General features: G+C 68.1%; 14 protein-coding genes and 8 pseudogenes. 12 read left to right on the top strand and 10 right to left on the bottom strand.

What is annotated here, in order from left to right; genetic code table 11:
- Nucleotides 1-2: 2 nt before the first annotated feature.
- The 3 genes and pseudogenes from ACIRPT_RS26050 to ACIRPT_RS26040 all read right to left on the bottom strand — a co-directional run.
- Nucleotides 3-299 (bottom strand): annotated as a pseudogene (locus ACIRPT_RS26050) (GNAT family N-acetyltransferase); the annotation flags it as partial.
- A 123-nt stretch (nucleotides 300-422) separates the two neighbouring features.
- Entirely contained in the window at nucleotides 423-971 is a 549-nt protein-coding gene (locus ACIRPT_RS26045) for a hypothetical protein (protein WP_403831104.1), read from the bottom strand.
- Between the two features lie 477 nt (nucleotides 972-1,448).
- Nucleotides 1,449-1,727, bottom strand: a pseudogene (locus ACIRPT_RS26040) (SAM-dependent methyltransferase); the annotation flags it as partial.
- 431 nt (nucleotides 1,728-2,158) lie between these two features.
- Here ACIRPT_RS26040 and ACIRPT_RS26035 point away from each other — a divergent pair.
- The 5 genes from ACIRPT_RS26035 to ACIRPT_RS26015 are packed head-to-tail and all read left to right on the top strand — an operon-like array spanning nucleotide 2,159 to nucleotide 6,843.
- The gene (locus tag ACIRPT_RS26035; RefSeq protein ID WP_403831101.1) at nucleotides 2,159-2,713 is read left to right on the top strand and encodes an EF-hand domain-containing protein; all 555 of its coding nucleotides are present in this window, start codon (nucleotides 2,159-2,161) and stop codon (nucleotides 2,711-2,713) included.
- A gap of 19 nt (nucleotides 2,714-2,732) precedes the next feature.
- Nucleotides 2,733-3,779: an L-threonine 3-dehydrogenase gene (tdh, locus tag ACIRPT_RS26030; protein WP_403831098.1), complete on the top strand. Its 1,047-nt coding sequence runs from the start codon at nucleotides 2,733-2,735 to the stop codon at nucleotides 3,777-3,779.
- Nucleotides 3,761-5,089: an FAD-dependent oxidoreductase gene (locus tag ACIRPT_RS26025; RefSeq protein ID WP_403831096.1), complete on the top strand. Its 1,329-nt coding sequence runs from the start codon at nucleotides 3,761-3,763 to the stop codon at nucleotides 5,087-5,089. Before tdh ends, ACIRPT_RS26025 begins: the two co-directional genes overlap by 19 nt.
- Nucleotides 5,086-5,832, top strand: a complete 747-nt coding sequence (locus ACIRPT_RS26020; RefSeq protein WP_403831094.1) for a class I SAM-dependent methyltransferase — start codon at nucleotides 5,086-5,088, stop codon at nucleotides 5,830-5,832. The genes ACIRPT_RS26025 and ACIRPT_RS26020 overlap by 4 nt, the downstream gene beginning before the upstream one ends.
- On the top strand, nucleotides 5,833-6,843 hold the full coding sequence (locus ACIRPT_RS26015) for a GNAT family N-acetyltransferase (RefSeq protein ID WP_403831092.1): 1,011 nt from the start codon (nucleotides 5,833-5,835) through the stop codon (nucleotides 6,841-6,843).
- 400 nt (nucleotides 6,844-7,243) lie between these two features.
- Here ACIRPT_RS26015 and ACIRPT_RS26010 read toward each other — a convergent pair.
- Both ACIRPT_RS26010 and ACIRPT_RS26005 read right to left on the bottom strand, forming a co-directional pair.
- Nucleotides 7,244-7,420 (bottom strand): annotated as a pseudogene (locus ACIRPT_RS26010) (IS5/IS1182 family transposase); the annotation flags it as partial.
- A 103-nt stretch (nucleotides 7,421-7,523) separates the two neighbouring features.
- Nucleotides 7,524-9,656 carry a PQQ-binding-like beta-propeller repeat protein gene (locus ACIRPT_RS26005; RefSeq protein ID WP_403831090.1) on the bottom strand — a complete coding sequence of 711 codons (2,133 nt, stop codon included), beginning with the start codon at nucleotides 9,654-9,656 and terminating at the stop codon, nucleotides 7,524-7,526.
- A gap of 623 nt (nucleotides 9,657-10,279) precedes the next feature.
- Here ACIRPT_RS26005 and ACIRPT_RS26000 point away from each other — a divergent pair.
- Both ACIRPT_RS26000 and ACIRPT_RS25995 read left to right on the top strand, forming a co-directional pair.
- Nucleotides 10,280-10,525: a hypothetical protein gene (locus ACIRPT_RS26000; RefSeq protein ID WP_403831087.1), complete on the top strand. Its 246-nt coding sequence runs from the start codon at nucleotides 10,280-10,282 to the stop codon at nucleotides 10,523-10,525.
- A gap of 149 nt (nucleotides 10,526-10,674) precedes the next feature.
- Nucleotides 10,675-11,516: pseudogene (locus tag ACIRPT_RS25995) on the top strand (IS5 family transposase).
- 123 nt (nucleotides 11,517-11,639) lie between these two features.
- On the opposite strand, the gene ACIRPT_RS25990 reads toward ACIRPT_RS25995, so the two are convergent.
- On the bottom strand, nucleotides 11,640-12,233 hold the full coding sequence (locus ACIRPT_RS25990) for a TetR/AcrR family transcriptional regulator (protein WP_403831084.1): 594 nt from the start codon (nucleotides 12,231-12,233) through the stop codon (nucleotides 11,640-11,642).
- 143 nt (nucleotides 12,234-12,376) lie between these two features.
- Between ACIRPT_RS25990 and ACIRPT_RS25985 the strand changes: the two genes are divergently transcribed.
- A complete protein-coding gene (locus ACIRPT_RS25985) occupies nucleotides 12,377-12,823 on the top strand; it encodes a nuclear transport factor 2 family protein (protein ID WP_403831082.1) in 447 nt (148 codons plus the stop codon).
- 52 nt (nucleotides 12,824-12,875) lie between these two features.
- Here ACIRPT_RS25985 and ACIRPT_RS25980 read toward each other — a convergent pair whose 3' ends face one another.
- The 4 genes and pseudogenes from ACIRPT_RS25980 to ACIRPT_RS25965 form a co-directional block, all read right to left on the bottom strand.
- On the bottom strand, nucleotides 12,876-13,247 hold the full coding sequence (locus ACIRPT_RS25980; protein ID WP_403831079.1) for a hypothetical protein: 372 nt from the start codon (nucleotides 13,245-13,247) through the stop codon (nucleotides 12,876-12,878).
- 148 nt (nucleotides 13,248-13,395) lie between these two features.
- A pseudogene (locus tag ACIRPT_RS25975) lies at nucleotides 13,396-13,662 on the bottom strand (hypothetical protein); the annotation flags it as partial.
- A pseudogene (locus ACIRPT_RS25970) lies at nucleotides 13,633-13,705 on the bottom strand (hypothetical protein); the annotation flags it as partial. The pseudogenes ACIRPT_RS25970 and ACIRPT_RS25975, both read right to left, overlap by 30 nt.
- A gap of 86 nt (nucleotides 13,706-13,791) precedes the next feature.
- Nucleotides 13,792-15,273: an MFS transporter gene (locus ACIRPT_RS25965; protein ID WP_403831076.1), complete on the bottom strand. Its 1,482-nt coding sequence runs from the start codon at nucleotides 15,271-15,273 to the stop codon at nucleotides 13,792-13,794.
- Between the two features lie 179 nt (nucleotides 15,274-15,452).
- On the opposite strand from ACIRPT_RS25965, the gene ACIRPT_RS25960 reads away from it, so the two are divergent.
- The 4 genes and pseudogenes from ACIRPT_RS25960 (at nucleotide 15,453) to ACIRPT_RS25945 (ending at nucleotide 17,749) form a co-directional block, all read left to right on the top strand.
- Entirely contained in the window at nucleotides 15,453-16,412 is a 960-nt protein-coding gene (locus ACIRPT_RS25960; protein ID WP_403831074.1) for an AraC family transcriptional regulator, read from the top strand.
- Between the two features lie 81 nt (nucleotides 16,413-16,493).
- Nucleotides 16,494-16,748: pseudogene (locus tag ACIRPT_RS25955) on the top strand (transposase family protein); the annotation flags it as partial.
- Between the two features lie 16 nt (nucleotides 16,749-16,764).
- A pseudogene (locus ACIRPT_RS25950) lies at nucleotides 16,765-16,923 on the top strand (hypothetical protein); the annotation flags it as partial.
- Nucleotides 16,910-17,749: a phage tail sheath family protein gene (locus tag ACIRPT_RS25945; RefSeq protein ID WP_403831644.1), complete on the top strand. Its 840-nt coding sequence runs from the start codon at nucleotides 16,910-16,912 to the stop codon at nucleotides 17,747-17,749. The pseudogene ACIRPT_RS25950 and the gene ACIRPT_RS25945, both read left to right, overlap by 14 nt.
- Nucleotides 17,750-18,230 lie beyond the last annotated feature (481 nt).

Genomic DNA, 18,230 nt, shown 5'->3' with positions numbered 1-18,230 from the left:
GATCAGCGGGTGGCGCGGATCATCACCTTGAGGACCGGGGAGGCCACTGAGGGCTGGCTCTGCCCGATGTCCTCATACCCCCACGATCGGTACAGCTCGTGGACTTTCCCCTCACCAGCCGCAGGGTTGACCATCAGCGTCACATACGGTTCGTCGCGGGTGGTCAGGAGCGCGTCGTGGATCCGGCGTGCGGTCCCGGTGCCACGCCATCGGGACCGGACCCCGATCTCCTTCAGGGCTACAGCCGGACTACCTGTGTATTGCTCCGCCGGTGCTGGGACGGTGCGCTGCCAGAGGGTTGTCCCGTAATCCCTGGTGGGTCAGCGCGCGGCGTCAGATGCGGTGCATCGCAAGGCGGAGGGACGTCCGCATACTGGTTGGGAGCACCACCAGCACGGTCGCGCTGTTGAAAACCGGCAGCGTCATTCCTCGTCGTCTTCTTCGTCTTCCTCGTACCAGCCTTCGACCATTCCGACCAGGGACTCGTCAATCTCGTTGTCGACGTCATCTACACAGATGAGGGTGCGGCGGAGCATGTTGAGCGGGTACCAGTGGTGTTCGGATTCAGCGGGAGCGTCTGCGGGCCCTACGCATGGGTGATCAAGGGCGGAGGACGGCTCGGCGGCGTAGAAGGGCTGGAGTCCGAAGTTGGGGTCGGGCAGGTACTTCCACACCCAGCCCTTGCGGCGGCGGATGGTCTCGCCCAAATACCAGAGGGCGGCCTGCACGAGGGGATCTTGGCGGTGGGCGGTGAGCTTGGTGAACTCGCCGTCGCCTTCGTCGTAGGCGCGTTTGATGAGGGTTTCCAGCCGGTTAAGGAACGCGTCGGTGTAGGCGACCGGAGCTGCTGCTTCCAGACCGGGGGCCCCTGCGTCGTGGTCGGCCTGCCGCTCGCCGAGCCACCTGAGCAGGTCGGGGTGCCGGGTCGGATCGCCGCCGGGGCCGGTGGTGGGGTTCGTAGGGTTGGTCATGCCGGTCACGGTAGCGGCAGGCACTGACAGCAGGCCCAACGCGCCTTCTTGTCCACCGAGTTCGCGTGCGCCACGTCAACCAACGTTGCAACTGGCGGCCCGTCAGTCGCTAGGCTGGCCGGAGGACGGGCGGCAAGCGGCGACCGTATGGCGCCACCTTGAGCGGCACGAGCCCGGCCGCATTCTGCACGGGCTCTACCAGGGCGATACCGACCGCCTCGGCGTACGTGTCCCCCTGGTCGAGCACCCTGCCGTCGCCGGCCTCGCCGACTCCCTCGGCGAGCAGGGCGACGCCATCGAGACCGGACTGCCTGACGCACTCACCGCCGCCTACGTGCCCAACATGAGGCCCAACCCGGCACACCGCGGCTCACCGCTGGGAGGTGGTGGCACGCCTACGTCGAGCGGGCTCACAAGAGAGTGTGAAGTGCCCGAAGCGGTTGGCGACAAGTTGGCATTCCCACCCCGATCCGACGTGTCGCTCCGGGGTACCGGGAGCGTGTCCTCGTCGAACGTGCGCCGCAGGACCGCTGCCATGTGCTCGGACAGGTCGATGCCCACCACCGGCACGCCGCGTTCCCGGAGCGGGACGTCCACCCGTCCCGTTCCGATGGCGAACTCCAGTGCCCGGCCGTCTCCAGCAAACTCGGCCAGGAAGGCGAGAGTCGGTCCGAGAACGGCGGCCGAGGACTTCTTGGTCTCCTCGGCGTCGTAGCGGTCGGCAGTCGCACGGGTCCACAGTTCACTGATCGTCACGGACGGCCACTTCGCCGGGCGCGGAGGGGTGCTGTCGACACATTGCCCTTTGGCGTCGCCCCTCCGGCAGCCCGCGCAGACCGCTTCCCCGTCCCACCGGCGCCGATCTGCCCGGGCAAACAGCACACCCTGTGATACGGAAGCTCAACCGGCGAGCGATGGGAACCTGCACAGCGGGCATCGATCCGCACCCGTAATGTCGGAAATTACTTACCGCCCGAACCTCTGGCACCAGGCGTGCAAACTTCATCGACCGCATTTCATCATTCCGCCTGGACCATCGCTTCTCTGTCCGAAGTTTACCTATCGGGATTTCCTTCTAAGGGATGGAAAGCCTCGATAGCGATGGCTCTTCAAATCTCTCGTTATTAATATCCTCCGTGATCGTGGTGGTGCGCTCGGCACCGCCAACGGAGAGAAGGGGCGTAAGAATGACCAGCGCAGTGAAGAGTCAGAAGTTCAATACCCTTTTCGACTGGTTTGACCAGGGTGGGGACGGCCGGCTCACGCTCGATGACTTCCAGGAGATGGCCGGGCTTTTCGCCGGACTGGCCGCGGAGGACGACCACGCGAATGCCACGGCCATGCGGGAGGCCTTCGAGCGGTGGTGGCAGCTGCTGCTGGCGCACGGCGACAGGGACGGTGACGGGCAGATCTCGCGCCAGGAGTTCATCGACGTCATGGAGGCCAACGTCACCTCTCCCGAACATTTCGAGGGGGCGGTCCTGGCGATCGCCGACGCACTGATGCGGGCCCTCGACACCAACGGCGACGGAGTGCTGAGCCTGGATGAGTACGTGCGCATGTACAGCGCTCTCGGAATTCCCCCTGAGCATTCTGGAGACGCTTTCAAGAAGCTCGACCGTGACGGAAGCGGCGAAATCAGCCATGCCGAATTCAGGACAGCCATCTCCGAGTTCTATCTCAGCGCCGACGAGAATGCTCCGGGCAATTGGCTGATCGGACCGATCGACCAGCCGGCCTGAGCACATGTCGAAAGGGCGCATGAAAGCGCTGCTGAAATCCGGGGACCGCCCCGGGTTTCGGCTGTGCGAACTGCCGTTGCCGGTGCCGGCCGAGGACGAGGTGCTGGTCCGCGTGCTGCGTACCGGCATCTGCGGCACCGACCTGCATATCGAGGCCTGGGACGACTGGGCTCGGAGCGCTGTGTGCACTCCCCGGGTTCCCGGGCACGAGTTCGCCGGGGTCGTGGAGGCGGGGCCACCAAGCGGCCCCGCGCCCGGCACCCTCGTCAGCGGCGAAGGGCATGTCGTGTGCGGGCGGTGCCGGACCTGCCGGGCGGGGCGACGCCATAAGTGCCCACAGACCGAGCGGATCGGAGTGGAACGGGACGGGGCCTTCGCCGAATACATGACCCTGCCCGCCGAGAACATATGGACGCTTCCTCCCACAACGGCGCTTGAAACGGCCGTTCTCTTCGATCCGTTGGGCAACGCCGTACATGCGGTCACGTCGTTCCCCGTCACCGGTGAGGACGTACTGATCACCGGCGCCGGGCCGATCGGCCTGATGTCGGCAGCAGTGGCGCGGCACCTCGGCGCACGACGGGTCGTCGTCACCGAGACCGAGCCGTACCGTCGCAAGCTGGCGCAGAGCGTTGGGGCCCACTGTGTGATCGACCCGGGCGACCGGCCGCTGACGGAAAGCCTTGCCGCGCTCGTACCGGGGATCGACGACGGGTTCGCCCTCGCCGTGGAGGCCTCGGGCCATCCGGACGGAATCCATGACGCGCTGGGACATCTGGCCCCCGGCGGCCGGATCGCCGTGCTGGGCATTCCTGCCCGGGCCGTCGAGATCGACTGGAGCGCCATCGTGCTTCGGATGACCGGCATCCAGGGCATCCACGGACGCCGGATCTTCGATACCTGGCGCATGGCGTCGGCCCTGCTCGACAGCGGCCTCGATCCGACACCCGTCATCACCCATCACTTCGGCTACGAGCACTACGAGGCCGCCTTCACCACCGCCCGCGAGGGCACGTCGGGCAAGGTCGTCCTGGATTGGAGCATCCCGTGCACATCGGAGTCCTAGGCGGCGGCATCGCCGGACTCACCACCGCCTGGCTGCTGGAAGCCCGCCACGATGTCACCCTGTTCGAAGCCGGGGACCAGGTCGGCGGGCATGCAGACACCGTGTCCGTGTCCACGTCGGACGGCCCGGTACGGGTCGACCTCGGGGCCCAGTACGTCTCGCCGGCCGGCTTCCCCACCCACGGCCGTCTGATGGCGGCACTGGGACACGACCCCAGCGAACTGGCCGATGCCCCGGTGTCGTTCACCATGTCGGCGGGCGCCGCCGGCCACCGTCCGCTGATCGTCTCCCCGCACGCGCCCGACGAACGCCGTGGCAGCCGCACGCCGGTCACCGGACCGGCCTGGAAGTCACTGAACACCTTCCTGGACGCGGCCGCCGACTTCACCGCCGCCGACGGCGACTGGACCACCTCACTCGCCGAACTGCTCGACCCGCTGCCCGTGCCCGAGGAGCACAAGCGCCAGGTGATCCATCCGCTGATGGCCTACATCTCCAGCTGCGCCGACAGTCAGGCCCCCCAGCTGTCGGCCCGCGCCGCCACGGCCTTCTTCCTCGCGCTCGCCCCGCCCGCACCCGGACACGCCCCCACCTGGGCCAACGCGACCCGTGGACTGCAGGACATCGCCCTGCGGATCAGCAATCAGCTCGACCGCACCGACCTGCGCACCGGCACCCCGGTCGTCGGCCTCCGCCGCCTGGAGCGAGACTTCGAGATCGCCGACGCACGCGGCGGTACGCACACCGTGGACCGGCTGGTCCTCGCCCTCCCCGCATACGAGGCACGGCACCTGCTGGAGCCCGTGGCGGGCTGCGAGGAGAGCCGCCGTGCCCTCGCGGCATTCCCCTACTCCCCCGTCACCATCGCCGTGCACCGCGACCCCGCGTACATGCCCACCGACCGCTCCCACTGGTCGACGGTCAACCTGCACAGCCACAACGGCTGGACAGAGGCTTGCAACTGGTACGGCCCCGTACTCGGCGCACCGGGCACCGGCCTCTTCAAAAGCTGGATCACGCATCGCGCCCAGCCCGCCGAATCCCTGGCCGTCCGCCGCTTCCGTCATCTCGTGGTCACGACCGACGCAGTGCGCGCCCGCACAGTACTGAACCGCCATCAGGGACGGGGCGGCCTCTACTTCGCCGGCAGTCATCTGACGTACATCGACAGCCAGGAGAGCGCGGTGCGGTCGGCCATGACCGTCGCACAGGCCCTCGACTGCGACAGCCCACGGCTGCGCGCTCTGACCGGGCCCATCCCAGTACCGGCGAGGCGCGGCCCGGTACCCATCACCTCGAGGAGCTCATGACCAGTCAGTTCGACACGTTGCCGGCCACTTATGAGGACTTCACCGCCACCAGGTTCCGCACCTGTTTGGAAATCCCGAGCGTGCGGCGCGCCCTGGGGGATCTCGGCGGGGCCGCCGTACTCGACCTGGGCTGCGGCTCCGGCGTCTACACGAGGTGGGTCAGGCGTCACGGCGCCGCCCGCGCCACCGGACTCGACGTCTCGGCCGGGATGATCGGCCACGCCCGCGCGCAGGAAGCCGCCGACCCCGTCGGTGTCGACTATGTCCTCGGCGCCCTGCCCGACCACTTGGCGGGCACCTTCGACCTGGTGCTGGGCGTCTACGTGCTCCCGTACGCGACCACGCACGCCGAACTACGGCAGCTGTGCGACACCGCCGCCCATGCGCTGCGGCCCGGCGGCCGCTTCGTCACACTGCCCATCCACCCTGGTTTCCGCCCCGGCGCCGTCTCCTACACCTCGTACGGATTCCGGCTGACGGCCCGGGAGCCGCTGGCGGACGGATCGCCGGTCACCCTGAACCTGTGCTTCCAGAGCCACGACGAGACCGTCACCGCGCGCTTTTGGACCCGCGCCACCTTGGAAGGCACCCTTCGGGCAGCAGGCTTCACGTGCCCGCGGTGGACCGACCCCACCGTGTCCGAGGAAGGCATCGCCGAGCACGGGGAACCGTACTGGCGTGACTACCTCACCCACCCCCACATGGTGATCACCGACTGCGTCAAGGCAGGGAGCGGCACGTAGATGGGCATCGAGATCCACGACCGCATCAGCAGCGCCCCGGGATGGGATGAAGCCGTGACGGCGGCCCCGGTCTTCTATCACCGCTCCTTCCTCCAGGCGTTCGAGGACGCCCCACTGCACCCCGTACTGCGCCACGCCTACCTCTCCACACCGCCCGGCGACCCGCGTCCGGAGTACGACGGGGCCGGAATCGCCGTCCCCGTAACCCTCCAGCAGGGCGTGGACCCGATGAACGTCCTCGCGGATCACATCCCGGCCGCTCGCCGGCACCCCGTCCTGCTCACCCATGTCTGGCACTGCTACGAAACCACCCTGCCCGGCACCGACGCCGACCTGGACGCGACTGCGGCCGTGACCGGCACACTGCGCGAACTCGCCCAGCAGTGGAATGCGGGTCATTTCGGCTTCGTCAACGTCCCTGCCCACAGCCCCACGGCAGCCGCCCTGGAACGCCTCGGCATGACACCGATTCCGGTCGAGACCGGGCACGGACTCGGGCTCGCCCCCCTCCACTGCCTCGATGACTACCTGGCCACGCTGGCGCGCAAGCCCCGGCAAAACCTCACCCGTGTGCTGCGCCGAGCCCATGAAGCCGGAGTCACCACTGAAGTCCTGCCCCCGGAGAAAGCCGACCTTGACGGCTTCGTCGAGCTCGCCCGTCGGACCGCCGCCAAGTACGGCAATGCCGACTACTACCGCCCAGGAATCTTCCAGACGTTCGTACGGGCCCTGGGCACCAGCGCCCGAGTCATCGAACTCCGCCGCTCCGGCCACCTGATCGCATCCGCCATCACCCTCCTCGACCAACACCGCTACCACTTCTGGTCGGTGGGCGTGAACTACGCGGCAACACCTGGCTTCAGCCCGTTCTACGCCGCCTTCGCCGCAGTCATGGAGGACGCCATTGCCTCCGGCCGCAGCCGCCTCGAACTCGGCCGCCGCAACCCCGACTTCAAGCGACGTTATGGCATGCGTCCCACTGCACTGGTCGCCTACATCGCTGCGGTGTGAAGCCAGTCGTCGACCACCGGAGCCCGCGGTGTTCGACCAGGGCGGAGGGGACGGCATCGTCGTCCACTTGACACCGGCCACGAGAAGCCCGACCGACGCCATCGCCACCAGCCCCCACGATCCGCTCGGCGCTGCACCGCTCCACCACCGGCATCCCCCCTGCGCCCATGCTCACGGACCCACTCGTCCTCCGCGCCGCCCCCCGCCCGGCCCCTGCCACGCCGTAACGGTGCGGGGAATGCGGGCGGCGGGCGCCGACTGGCTGGCGCCGGTCGTGCGTGTCGGTGCGGCAGTGGCCGCGCTCTGGGGAGCCACGGTGCTGACCGCCGGCGTCGCCGCCTGCGGGGCGCGCCGCACCGGCTGTCGGCCGACACCTGAACGTCCGTACGCCGGGCATCGGTCATGGTCGGAGTCGAGGACGTGTGTCCCAGCCGTGGGTGGTCCAGGCTCGGCGGATCAGGCTGCGGACGGTGATGATCGCGTCGGTGAGGTCGAAGAAGGCTTCGATGACGGTGACCCGCCGTTCGTAGCAGCGTGCGAGCCGGTGGAAGGAGTTCTGCCAGGCGTGGGTGCGCTCTGGAATCCCCGCACACGACAGAAGGACGCCCCGCACAGGGCCGCCCGGCATCATCCCGCCGGGCTGTTCCCCGGCGAGCTGGTGCCGCCCGTCGATGTCGTGCTCAGGTCGGCGCCGCCCCCGTGGCCGCGTCGAGGGCCACCACCCGGCCGGTGACGGAGGCGTACACGAAGCCGTGGGCGGCCGCCATGTCGCTGCCCAGCTTTTCCAGGATCCTGGTGGACCAGCGCTGGGAGCCGTCGCCGGTGTCGATGGCGTAGACGGTGCCGTCCTTGTCCTCGGTACTGGCGACGAAGAGCAGGTCACCCGCCAGTGCGAGCTGCGTGGCCGACTGCTGACTGGTGCTCACCTCGTAGCCCCACTTCCTCTTCCCCGTCGTCGAGTCGAGCGCGTGGACTATTCCGTTTCCCGCATCGTCGCCGCCGCTGAGGTAGAGCGTGTGACCTGCGGCGCGGACGCTCTGCCCGTTGTACTTGAGCCACCACTTCCTGGTGCCCTCGGCGGCGTGGAGCGCGTGGAGGTTCGTGACATCGTCGAGGACGTACACGAATCCGCCGGACACCACGGGTGGCTGGTCGAGGCGCGCTCCGGAGTCGAGAGGGAAGGCCCACTTCCTGGCGCCGCCGGCCGCGTCCAGCGCGTACAGGGCCTTGCCACCGCTGACGTACACGGTGCCGTCGGCCACCGCCAGACCGCCGGAGTCCTTGTCCCCCAGCGGATGGTTCCACAGCTTCCGCCCGTTGTCCGCATGCACGGCGTACACATGGCCGTCCGCCGTGAAGTAGACGATTCCGTCAGTCACGACCGGACTGTGGCCGGTGGCGGCGAAGGAGGAGCAGAACCACTTCTTCCTGCCGTCCGCGTCCAGTGCGCACAGGCCATACGTGGTGCCGATCTGGCCGGCCGCGTACACCGCCCCGCCGCTGGCCATGAGGGGGTCCCTGAACCTGTACTCCCGGGAGAAGTCGGAGGGACCTTTCCAGCGCTTGCGTCCGGTGCGCGCGTCCAGGGCGACGATGGTCTCCTCGGTGGAGACGTACAGGGCGCCGTCGGCCACGGCGAACGGAGGCGGATCATTGTCATGGTGCGGGCCCTCGACTGCGTATTCCCACGGGTCCACCTTCTTTTTGGGCTTCGGTGGGGTGTGGTCGCCGGTCTTCAGGGCGATGCCGATGCCACCGGCCACCACGGCGACCCCGCCCAGGCCGAGCAACAAAGCGCTGCGCCGCCCGAGAGTCCTGGGCGCCCCGGATGCCGGGGTTCCGCCGGGCCCCGGGGATGCGGGCGGTGCGAACGGGGTGCCCGTCTGGGTCGGCAACTGGTGTGCCGCGAGCGGCTGTCCCGGACCGCCCGGCGCATCCGGGGTGGGGACGGCCGGAGTCGCGGCGGGAGCGGTGGGTGTGGGCACGGTGGGCGTCCGCACCTGCACCGAGGCCAGGTCCAGGGCCCGCAGTTCGCCGTGGACGGCGGACGCGGACTGCGGGCGGTCGGCCGGGTCCTTCGCGAGGAGCCGCAGCACCAGGGCGTCGAGGCCGGCGGGAAGCCCGGCGCGCCTCGCACTCGGCGCGTCGGGAGCCTCGTGCAAGTGCGCGGTCATCAGGGAGATCGGGTCGCCCCCTGTGAACGGCGTCTGCCCGGTGAGCAGTTCGTGCAGGACGCAGCCGAACGCGTACAGGTCGCTGCGCGCGTCGCCGGAGTGCTGCCCGAACCGCTCCGGGGCCATGTAGGCCAGGGTGCCCATGACCTGGCTGGACTTGTCGGTGGCGGCCATGAACCGGGCGATGCCGAAGTCGAGGACCTTCACCTCGCCGCCGTCGGTCAGCATGAGGTTGGCCGGCTTCAGGTCCCGGTGCACCACACCCGCGTCGTGCGCCGCGGCCAACGCCGCGGCGGTCTGGGCGGCCCATTCGACGCTCACCGCGGGCCGGGGCGGGCCATCCTCGCGCAGGACGACGGCGAGGTTGCGCCCGGACACGTACTCCATGACGAGGTAGAGCGCGCCGTCGCGCGGGTCGCGGCCCATGTCGTGGACGGTGACGACGCCGCGGTGGTTCAGGCCACCCGCGGTACGCGCCTCGCGGAAGAACAGGTCGGAGGCAGTGCCGTGCTGCTGGTCCGGTAGCAGTTTGACCGCGACACGGCGCCCGATGACCTTGTCCCGGCCCTCCCAGACCTCCCCCATGCCGCCCCGGCCCACGAACGCCACCAGTTCGTACCTGTCCGCGATGACTCGCACAGCCGCCCCTCTCCGTACCGCACCTGGCACCACGCCCCGAAGCACGTGGCGCCGACCCCGTGGCCCCGCGGCCGACAGCCGCCCCTGCGGGCTTTGCAGCAGAGACCACCGGCGGTCGGAGCCGGGGCGTGCACCGCGCGGAACCGGTGACGCTGTCGCTTTCCTCTGCGGACACTGTTGTACCCGAAGCGCCCTGGACCTTCGCCAGCCGGGTCGCTCTGCTGCACCCTCACCTCTGAGGGAACGATCCCGCCTCCCCCACCAGCCAGGACAGGTTTGTCCGGTCAACACCGGTCACAGGCAAGTCACCTGGTCCGGAGACGGCCACCGGCCGGGCCAGGCATTGTCTCACGGCCCCGGCCTCAAACGGACGAGACTTCGTACGAGCCGAGCAGCTGGGCTGGGAGGGGGCGGCACAGCACCCGGACTGGGCCGACAGCCGAGAGTCGGCGCATCCGACAGGGGCCAAGCGTAGTCGGAGGGCGTGCAACTGTGGTGCAGCTACTTCTTTACTGATGACCGCGCGCACCTGAACGACATCTACGAGCGGGCCACTGACGTGACCCGCCACTACGGCCCCTGGGACACCTCGCCGCCCCGCGCTACTGGACCGCCCGGTCCCCGTGCTGACCAGCGACCTCACCTTCGCCGGCGAAGGTGAGCTGGCGTACAACCGGAAGGTGCTGGGGCGCGCCACCTCGATCGCCCAGACCACCCGAGGTGGCGCCCACCCTACGGCCCGTATTCCGGTAGCCCCGCACGTTACGGTGTCCGTTCCCACTGCCCGCTCGATCAACCCGGTCACCGGCACCAACTGGGAAGGCGTCGGCGTCGAACCGACCTGGCCGTCGCGGCCGGAGACGCGCTGAAACCGGCGCTGGGGCACCTGCGCACACGGATCCGCTGAGCAGTCGTACGACGCTTTGCAGATAAGCGGCGGGGAGGCTGGTGGCGGATGCGGCAGGTACAGGTGCCGTGATCAAGTAGTTGCGACGCTCTGTGATCACTGGAGAAATATGTGCCTGCGCTGCCTTCATGGCTGATCGAACCGCTGTGGGACCAATTCGCTGCCCTGCTGCCGCAGCGACCACAGTTCGAACCGGCCCACCCGCTGGGCTGCCACCGACGCCGAATCAATGACCGGATCGTGTTCGACAAGCTGCTCCAGGTCCTGCGATTCGGATCCTCATACGAGGCAATCGCGGACTCCACCTGTTCGGCCACGACCATCCGCAACCGACGCGACGAGTGGATACGCCTGGGCCTGTTCGCGCGATTGAAGCAGATCGTGCTGGACGCCTACGACCGCGTCGTAGGTCTCGTCCTGGACCAGACCGCCATCGACGGCGCCATAACCAAGGCCCCCGGAGGCGGCGAAGCGGCCGGACGATCCCCGATCGACCGAGGCAAGCAGGGCATGAAACGTTCGAATATGACCGACGGCTACGGCATCCCGCTCGGCCGAGTCCTGGCCGGCGCCAGTCAGCACGACTCACCCCTTCTGGCCCCAACTCTCGTTCTTCTGGGCGTTCTTGGACCGCTGCCCGACAAGATCACCGTGCACCTGGATGCCGGCTACGACTCCGCCAAGACCCGTGCTGTGCTTCGCAAGCGGAGGCTGCACGGTCAGATCGCCTACAAGAGGACCAAGGCGCCCGTCCTAGCGACCCAGCGGTGGCACATCGAGCGCACCCATGCCTGGCAGAACGCCTTCCACCGACTCGCCCGCTGTTACGAACGCCGGATCACGGTCATCGAAGCCTTCTTCGACTCGCCGATACAATCATCACCGTTCGTAGCCTGATCCGCCGGGCGTGGACCACCCACCGCTGGGATGTGCGCCCCCAACGCCGACCATGAGCGGCCGCCTATCTGCGCGGCCTCTTAGTCACAAAGGCGTGTCCCCCACGGCTAATACTCCAGCCGTAGATCGTGATCCCTATGGTTTTAGGCTGCCCGGAACGTAGGCTGTCCGCTCCGCCTTCAGGAGCAGGAATGTCCGTGCGGCAAAGGTCCTTCAACGCTCCCGGTGCACGCCTTCAGCCCGTCGCGGACGACCGCACGGGCGCGCTTCGCGGACTCCGAGTGGCCGTCCAGGTGCTCCAGCATGCGGCAGGTGCCCACCAGGATCGCCGTCAGCTCCGGTACCTCCAGGTCCCGTCGCACCACGCCAGCCCGCTGGGCGCCATCGAGGAGCCCGGTGAGCACCTCGCCCAGGGCACGTCCAGCCTCGGAGGTGGCGGCCCGGACATCGACTCCCGCGTCCGCGAGCGCCGCAGCGAAGGCATTCTTAACCGGAGACTGATCCAGCACGAGGTCGAAGAACGCGAAGAGAGCGTCCGTCGGGCCGATCTCGGCCGCCAGGCGTCGTCCCTCCTCGGCCAGCCGTTCCAATCGCCGGACGAGCACCGCTTCCAACAGGGCTTCCTTGGTGGGGAAATGCCGGAACACGGTGGCGATTCCGACGTTCGCATCGCGGGCGATCTCCTCAGTGGACGCGCCGGTGCCCCGCGCGGTGAAGACCGCCTCAGCGACCTCCAGCAGCCGCGCGCGGTTTCGCCGTGCGTCGGCGCGCAAGGGCTTCGCGCTCGTGACGGGGGGAGTCTGATCAGTCGTCAAGTGGCCCTCACCATGCATGGACAAACGGAGTCGCGTATCCGTATCGTTCACAAACGGAGTCGCCTATCCGATTATAGGTGGCGGGATCATGGAGGTCAGCCATGTCTGCACCAACTACGCCGCAGGAGATCTTCGGGCGGTTGATCGGCCTCATCTCGGCGGGCAAGTGGAGTGAACTCACCGAGCTCTACGCGGAGGACGCCGAGGTGGAGATCGTCTTCTCGCCGGTACCCCCACGCCGTATCCACGGCCGGGCGGAACTCCGTAAGCGCTTCGCCGCCCTGGAGGCCGCCGACGCGATCCGTCTGCGCGCCGAGAACATCCACGTCCACAAGACCGACGACCCGGAGGTCGTGATCGCGGAGTTCGACTACGAGGGCCTGTACCCCGCCACCGGCCGCACCTTCCGTACCGCCAACATCCAGGTCCTGCGCGTCAGGGACGGCCTGATCGTCGAGACCCGCGACTTCCACGACCACCTCACCTTCGCCGCAGCGGACGGACGCGCGAGCCAGTTGCTCGCCGCGCTGGACCAGCAGGGTGACTGATGCATGACGAGAGGTCGGGCTGCCGCGAGAGTAGAAAGCGTGTAGCCCGTGATCACGTTGGGGCGGCAGCCTGGCGGCGGTAGTGGCTTGCTCGGGATCGGGCCTGGTGGCGGCGTCGCCAGTGGGACCAGCGGAGCCGGTGGGCCGTGTCGTGGACGCGCTGGGCGATGAGCGTGATGAACAGACGTGCGATCTCGCTGCAGGTAAGCGGGATCAGGTCGTCCGGCACATGGCGGGCGCCTTCGTCAGCGCGGACGACCGCCAGGAAGGCGTAGGCGAGCATGGCGAGGGTGACCCAGCGAGACCAGGACGTATAGCGGCGGAGCTGGTGCTCGTCCTGTCCGGCCAGGCCCTTTCCGGACTGGGACGTCTCCTCGACTCGCCACGTCGATCCAGCGACCTTCACCAGGGCCGTCAGTGGCACCGGCTGAGACGAGTAGCAGCGGTAGTAGGCGAGTTCGCCGGTGGTGCGGTTGCGTCTGCCAGGCCCGCCTGGGGAGCTTCTTGGCCAGGGCGTCCGCGCGGAACTTGCCTGCTGGGGTGGCGACTTCGTGACTGCAGGCCACTGCCAGCACGTAGCCGGTGCCGCGTTGCTCCAGGGCCGCGCGCAGTTTCGGGTTGCCGCCGTAGACCTCGTCGCCGGCCACCCAGCGGGCGTGGTGGCCGGCGTCCAGGAACCGGGCGATCATGCCGCTGGCGTTGGACACCGACGGTGTGGGTGCCCTTCTTGACGTCGCCGGTCTCGTCGACGACGAGCACCGCCTGGTCGTCGACGAGGTGCTCGACCACGTAGTCGCGCAGGTCGTCGCGGACGAAGTCGGCGTCCCACTTGGCGCGATGCCCGGTGCCTCCGAGGAGGCGTCGACGCCCTTCAAAAGACAAGGGCGACTTGGGGTGCGCCCTGTAGGTCCCTTCGGGGGAGATCTTGTTTGACTGGTCGCGCCGAGGTTCTCGTCGATTCGCGAGGACTACCGTCGATGGGTAGTGGTTGAGGTGGTGACGAGTAGGGCGACTGCGATGCCGGCGAGCGTGAGCCCCGACGCGGTGTAGAAGGCATGTTGAAAGCCTTCGGTGAGTGCCGTCGCGCTGTCGTACACCGTGTTCGGCGTCTCTGCTGCGTCGACGTCGACTTGCGCGAAGGCGACGGCAGAGAGAAACGCGACACCGAGTGCGCCACCCAGTTGTTGGGTGGCGCTGACGAGACCGGAGGCAAGCCCAGCCTCGTCCTCGCTCCTGAGGGCTTGCATCATCGTGATCACGACACCGACCAGAGTTGCGCCGAGCCCGGCCCCAGCAATGAGCGCAGGAACGAAGAGATCCGGAAAGTAATGGGTGTCGACGTCGATCTGAGCGAACCACACCAGCGATGTGGAGAGCAACGTGAATCCGGCGGCTAGGAGGGGTCTGCGCCCGAAACGACTCACAAACCGCGGAGCCATACTCCCGGCAACCAAGATCACCATGCCCGACATCGGCAGGTAGGCCAAACCAGTTTGGAATGCGCTGTAGCCCAGGACCTGCTGCAAGTACAGCGTGAGGAAGAAGAACAACGCCAGCATCGCACTGGCGAGGAGAATCCCGCAGACTACGCCTCCGGTGACGTTGCGTCGCCGAAACACGTGCAAGGGCAGGAGCGGTACGCGATGCCGCGCTTCAACAAGGACGAACAGCATCAGCAGCGCGACGACGCCGGCCAAGCAGCCGAGCGTGGCCGGAGAAGCCCACCCCGCCTGCTCGGCGTTCACCACTGTGAAGATGAGCAATGCGATCCCACCGGTACCGGTGATCGCTCCGGGCATGTCGAGCGGGCGCCGCTGACCGGTCCGTTCTGCGGGAATGGCTCGCGGGCTGAGCGCGGCGACGGCTAGGACGATCGGCACGTTGATGAGAAACACCCACCGCCAGCTCAGCCACGTGGTCAGTGTCCCGCCGAGCAGCATGCCCAGGACTCCCGCCGTGCCGGACAGGGCGCCCCACACACCGAACGCACGGCTGCGCTCGGCACCGGTGAACGTCACGCTCAAGATCGTCAAGGCGGCCGAGGACATCAACGCCGCGCCCGCACCCTGCAAGACCCTGGCCAGGATCAACATCGTCGGGCTTGCCGCCAGGCCGCACCCGAGTGAGGCAGCACCGAATACAGCGAGGCCTGTCAGGAACACGTTGCGGCGAACGAACAAATCGGCGGCACGACCGCCGAGCAATAGCAAGCCGCCGAAGGTCACCAGGTAACCGTTGACCACCCACGGCAGAGCCACGTCGGAGACGCCGAGGTGGGCTTGGATCGAGGGCAGCGCGACGTTGACGATCGTGTCGTCGAGCACGCACATGAACTGCGCCGTGCACGTGAGAACCAGCACGATCCAGTCGCGCGCCCACAGACTCGCGGTGCCCTGCGCGGAGGTTCGCCCAGCGCCAGACAATACGCGCTGGGCGTCGTCCCGGTTCACGATCCCCCCTGCAAGGTCGACTCCTTGGAGGCGCGTGGACAGCGCAGAGCAATGTGGTGATTGGTCTTGAAGTCGTCAGGGACGAGCACATCGGACATGCTGTCCACACAACGCCATCGCGGTGAGACGATCCATAGGTGATCGTCACTGATCCCTTTGTATCCGTCTATGTTGACTGCATGGACGTACTGAGCGACCTCCTGTTCCGGGCTCAAGCCAGAGACGCGCACATCAAACAGCTCATCCAGCCGCCCCCCTGGTCAATTACCTACGCCGATGCTCCTCCGCTCACAGTCGTCGCGACGCTCGGCGCCCCCGCCACAATCCGGCTCGACGACGAGGGCCCATCACCCGCGCACCTCAACGCAGGTGAGGTCGCCCTCATTACCCGGACAAACCGTTACACGATTGCCGACAGCCCCGACACCCCTCCGCAGTACGTCATCCACAAGGGACGGAAGCACCTGGCAGGAAGAGGCGACGTGCCAGCGGACCACCACGGCCTTGCCCCCCGGACCTACGGTGACGGCTCGTCCGATGCGACGGTCATGCTCCGCGGCGCCTACCACCTCCGCGGCGACGTCGCCGATCGGCTGCTGGACATGCTCCCGCCGCTTGCCATCGTGCCAGCCGGACCGCGGACAGCACCGGTGTTGCAGATGCTCAGCCGCGAAGCGCGCCGTGACGACCCCGGTCAGGACGCCGTCCTGCACCGCCTCCTGGACCTCACGCTCGTCCTCGCCCTACGCGCATGGTGTGTCAGCCCAGAAGCCACCTTGCCCACCTGGTGCCGAGCGTTGACCGATCCCGCCATCGGCGACGCACTACAACTCCTCCATGAGCAGCCCGCCCACCCATGGACGGTCGGCGACCTGGCAGCCAAACTCGGCATGTCGCGCGCCGCTTTCGCCGCACGCTTCACCGACCGTGTCGGCCAACCCCCACTCACCTATCTCACGAACTGGCGCATGACCATCGCAGCCGACCTGCTGCAGGACACCACCGCAACTGTCGCCACCGTAGCGAGCACCGTCGGATACCGGGACCCCTTCGCTTTCAGCGTCGCCTTCAAGCGCACCCACGGCTACACCCCCTCGACTTGGCGCCACAAGAGCCAGGATCACAGCGACGTCATATAGCCGTCTGCGTTGTCGTCAACGTCCCACCCCACAACAACTAAAGGGTGTTGCAGAACGTGGTCGGTTGGGCATTTTCCCTGTATGGGTGGGGTGTTGCGGGCTGAGCGGTTGTGGGTGGAGACGTTCACGGGCTTGCGGATGCGTGGCTTTACGGGCCTGTTGAAGGTGGTGCGGGAGCGAGGCGGCAACGGACCCGGAGGCGGTCGCCCGTGGTGCCTGCCGCTGGCCGACCGGGTGCTGCTGGTGGCCGTCTACTACCGCACCAACCTCACGATGCGGCAGCTCGCCCCACTCTTCGGGATCTCCCCCGCCACCGTCTGCCGGGTCATCCGGCGGCGGACCCAAGCACCCCACCTACCGGGCGATCGAGGAACTCGGGCGTGCGGTGCGTACGGCGTTCATCTGCGACTACCTCGCCGACGCCGACCACGGGGGCGGAAAGTGCTACTTGGCGCCCGTCCGCGGCAAGGACGCTCTCGCCGGAGCCGCTCCAGTCCCTGCAGAGCATTGAGGAGATCACCATCGTCGTTGCCCCGGACCTGTGGAGTGAGACGAGGGAGGAGGGCCGGAAGGCCGCCGGGCTGATCGCGGACCACTGCCAGAAAATGGGCAACCGGGTCGCGGTCCTGCACCTTCCCAACGAGGTTCCACAGAAGAACGCCCCGGAAGACTTGGGAATCGAAACCGCCGAGGCGCAGCGATACACCACCGTCTACTACCCGTGGGTCACCATCCTCGCTCACGAAGGAGACGGTGACTCGCGGGTGGTTCCTCCGACCGGCCACGTGGCGGGTGTGTGGGCGCGGGTCGACGCGGAGCGAGGCGTGCACAAGGCCCCGGCGAACGAGACCCTTCGAGGCGTGATCGGCCTGGCTCATGACGTCAACGACGCCGAGCAGGTCGAGCTGAACAACCAGGGCGTGAACGCGATCCGGACGTTCCCCGGCGCGGGCATCCTGGTCTGGGGTGCCCGCACCCTCGCGGCCGCTGACGACGGCGATGTCGAGCACAGCTATATCAATGTGCGGCGCTCGGTGAACTTCATCAAGCAGTCCATCCTCCAGAGCACGAACTGGGTGGTCTTCGAGCCGGACGACGACCGTCTCCAGACGTCCGTGAAGGCCATGGTCGCCAGCTTCCTGACAGGGCTGTGGCGGCGCGGGATGCTGGTAGGAAAGTCGCCCGAGGAGGCGTTCTACGTGACCTGCGACGAGACCAACAACCCGCCCGAGCAGGTCGCCGAGGGCAAGTTGCTCGTCGAGATCGGGGTCGCACTCGTCCGCCCAGCCGAGTTCATCACCTTCCAGGTCTCTCAGCACATCAAGCAGAGCACCTGACCGACAACCACACGCGCACCGTCAGGTGGCCTGGCACGAGAGCGACGCCCTTTGGCCGTCGCAACCTCCTGCGCCAGGCTCCGCCGCAGTCGTAAAGAAGGCCCCCGCCGAGGCTGCCGTTTGGGGGTCGTCCGCCCGGCGTCCGCTCCGGGCGGACGACCAGCAGACCCTCCGCACGGCGAGGAGACGTGACGCCTCTGGGCCTGCTGCCGCCGCGGCGTCCATCCCGGCGGCGCTGTGGTGGGCGGGCTCCCCTCGGGGGTGCGGCGCCCGCCCTGGCCCCTTGGCGGATGACCTACGCTGTGGGGCCGGCCCGCGCGGCCCGATTTTTGCCTTGGGTCGGATCCGCGCGGGAGTACAGGGACCGGTGCGGCGGGGGCACGAGTCCCGGGCCGACCCGCTCACGGGAGTGGCAGGAGTAGAGACCGGCGGAGGTCAGGGGCCGGGCGGCATGGTGCCGACCCGCTCTGAGGGCAGGCCG

It is taken from the genome of Streptomyces sp. NPDC101227, from assembly GCF_044767545.1.
Classification (GTDB): domain Bacteria; phylum Actinomycetota; class Actinomycetes; order Streptomycetales; family Streptomycetaceae; genus Streptomyces.
Note: the sequence above shows the minus strand (reverse complement) of the source record. Positions and strands in the feature narration are given on the sequence as shown.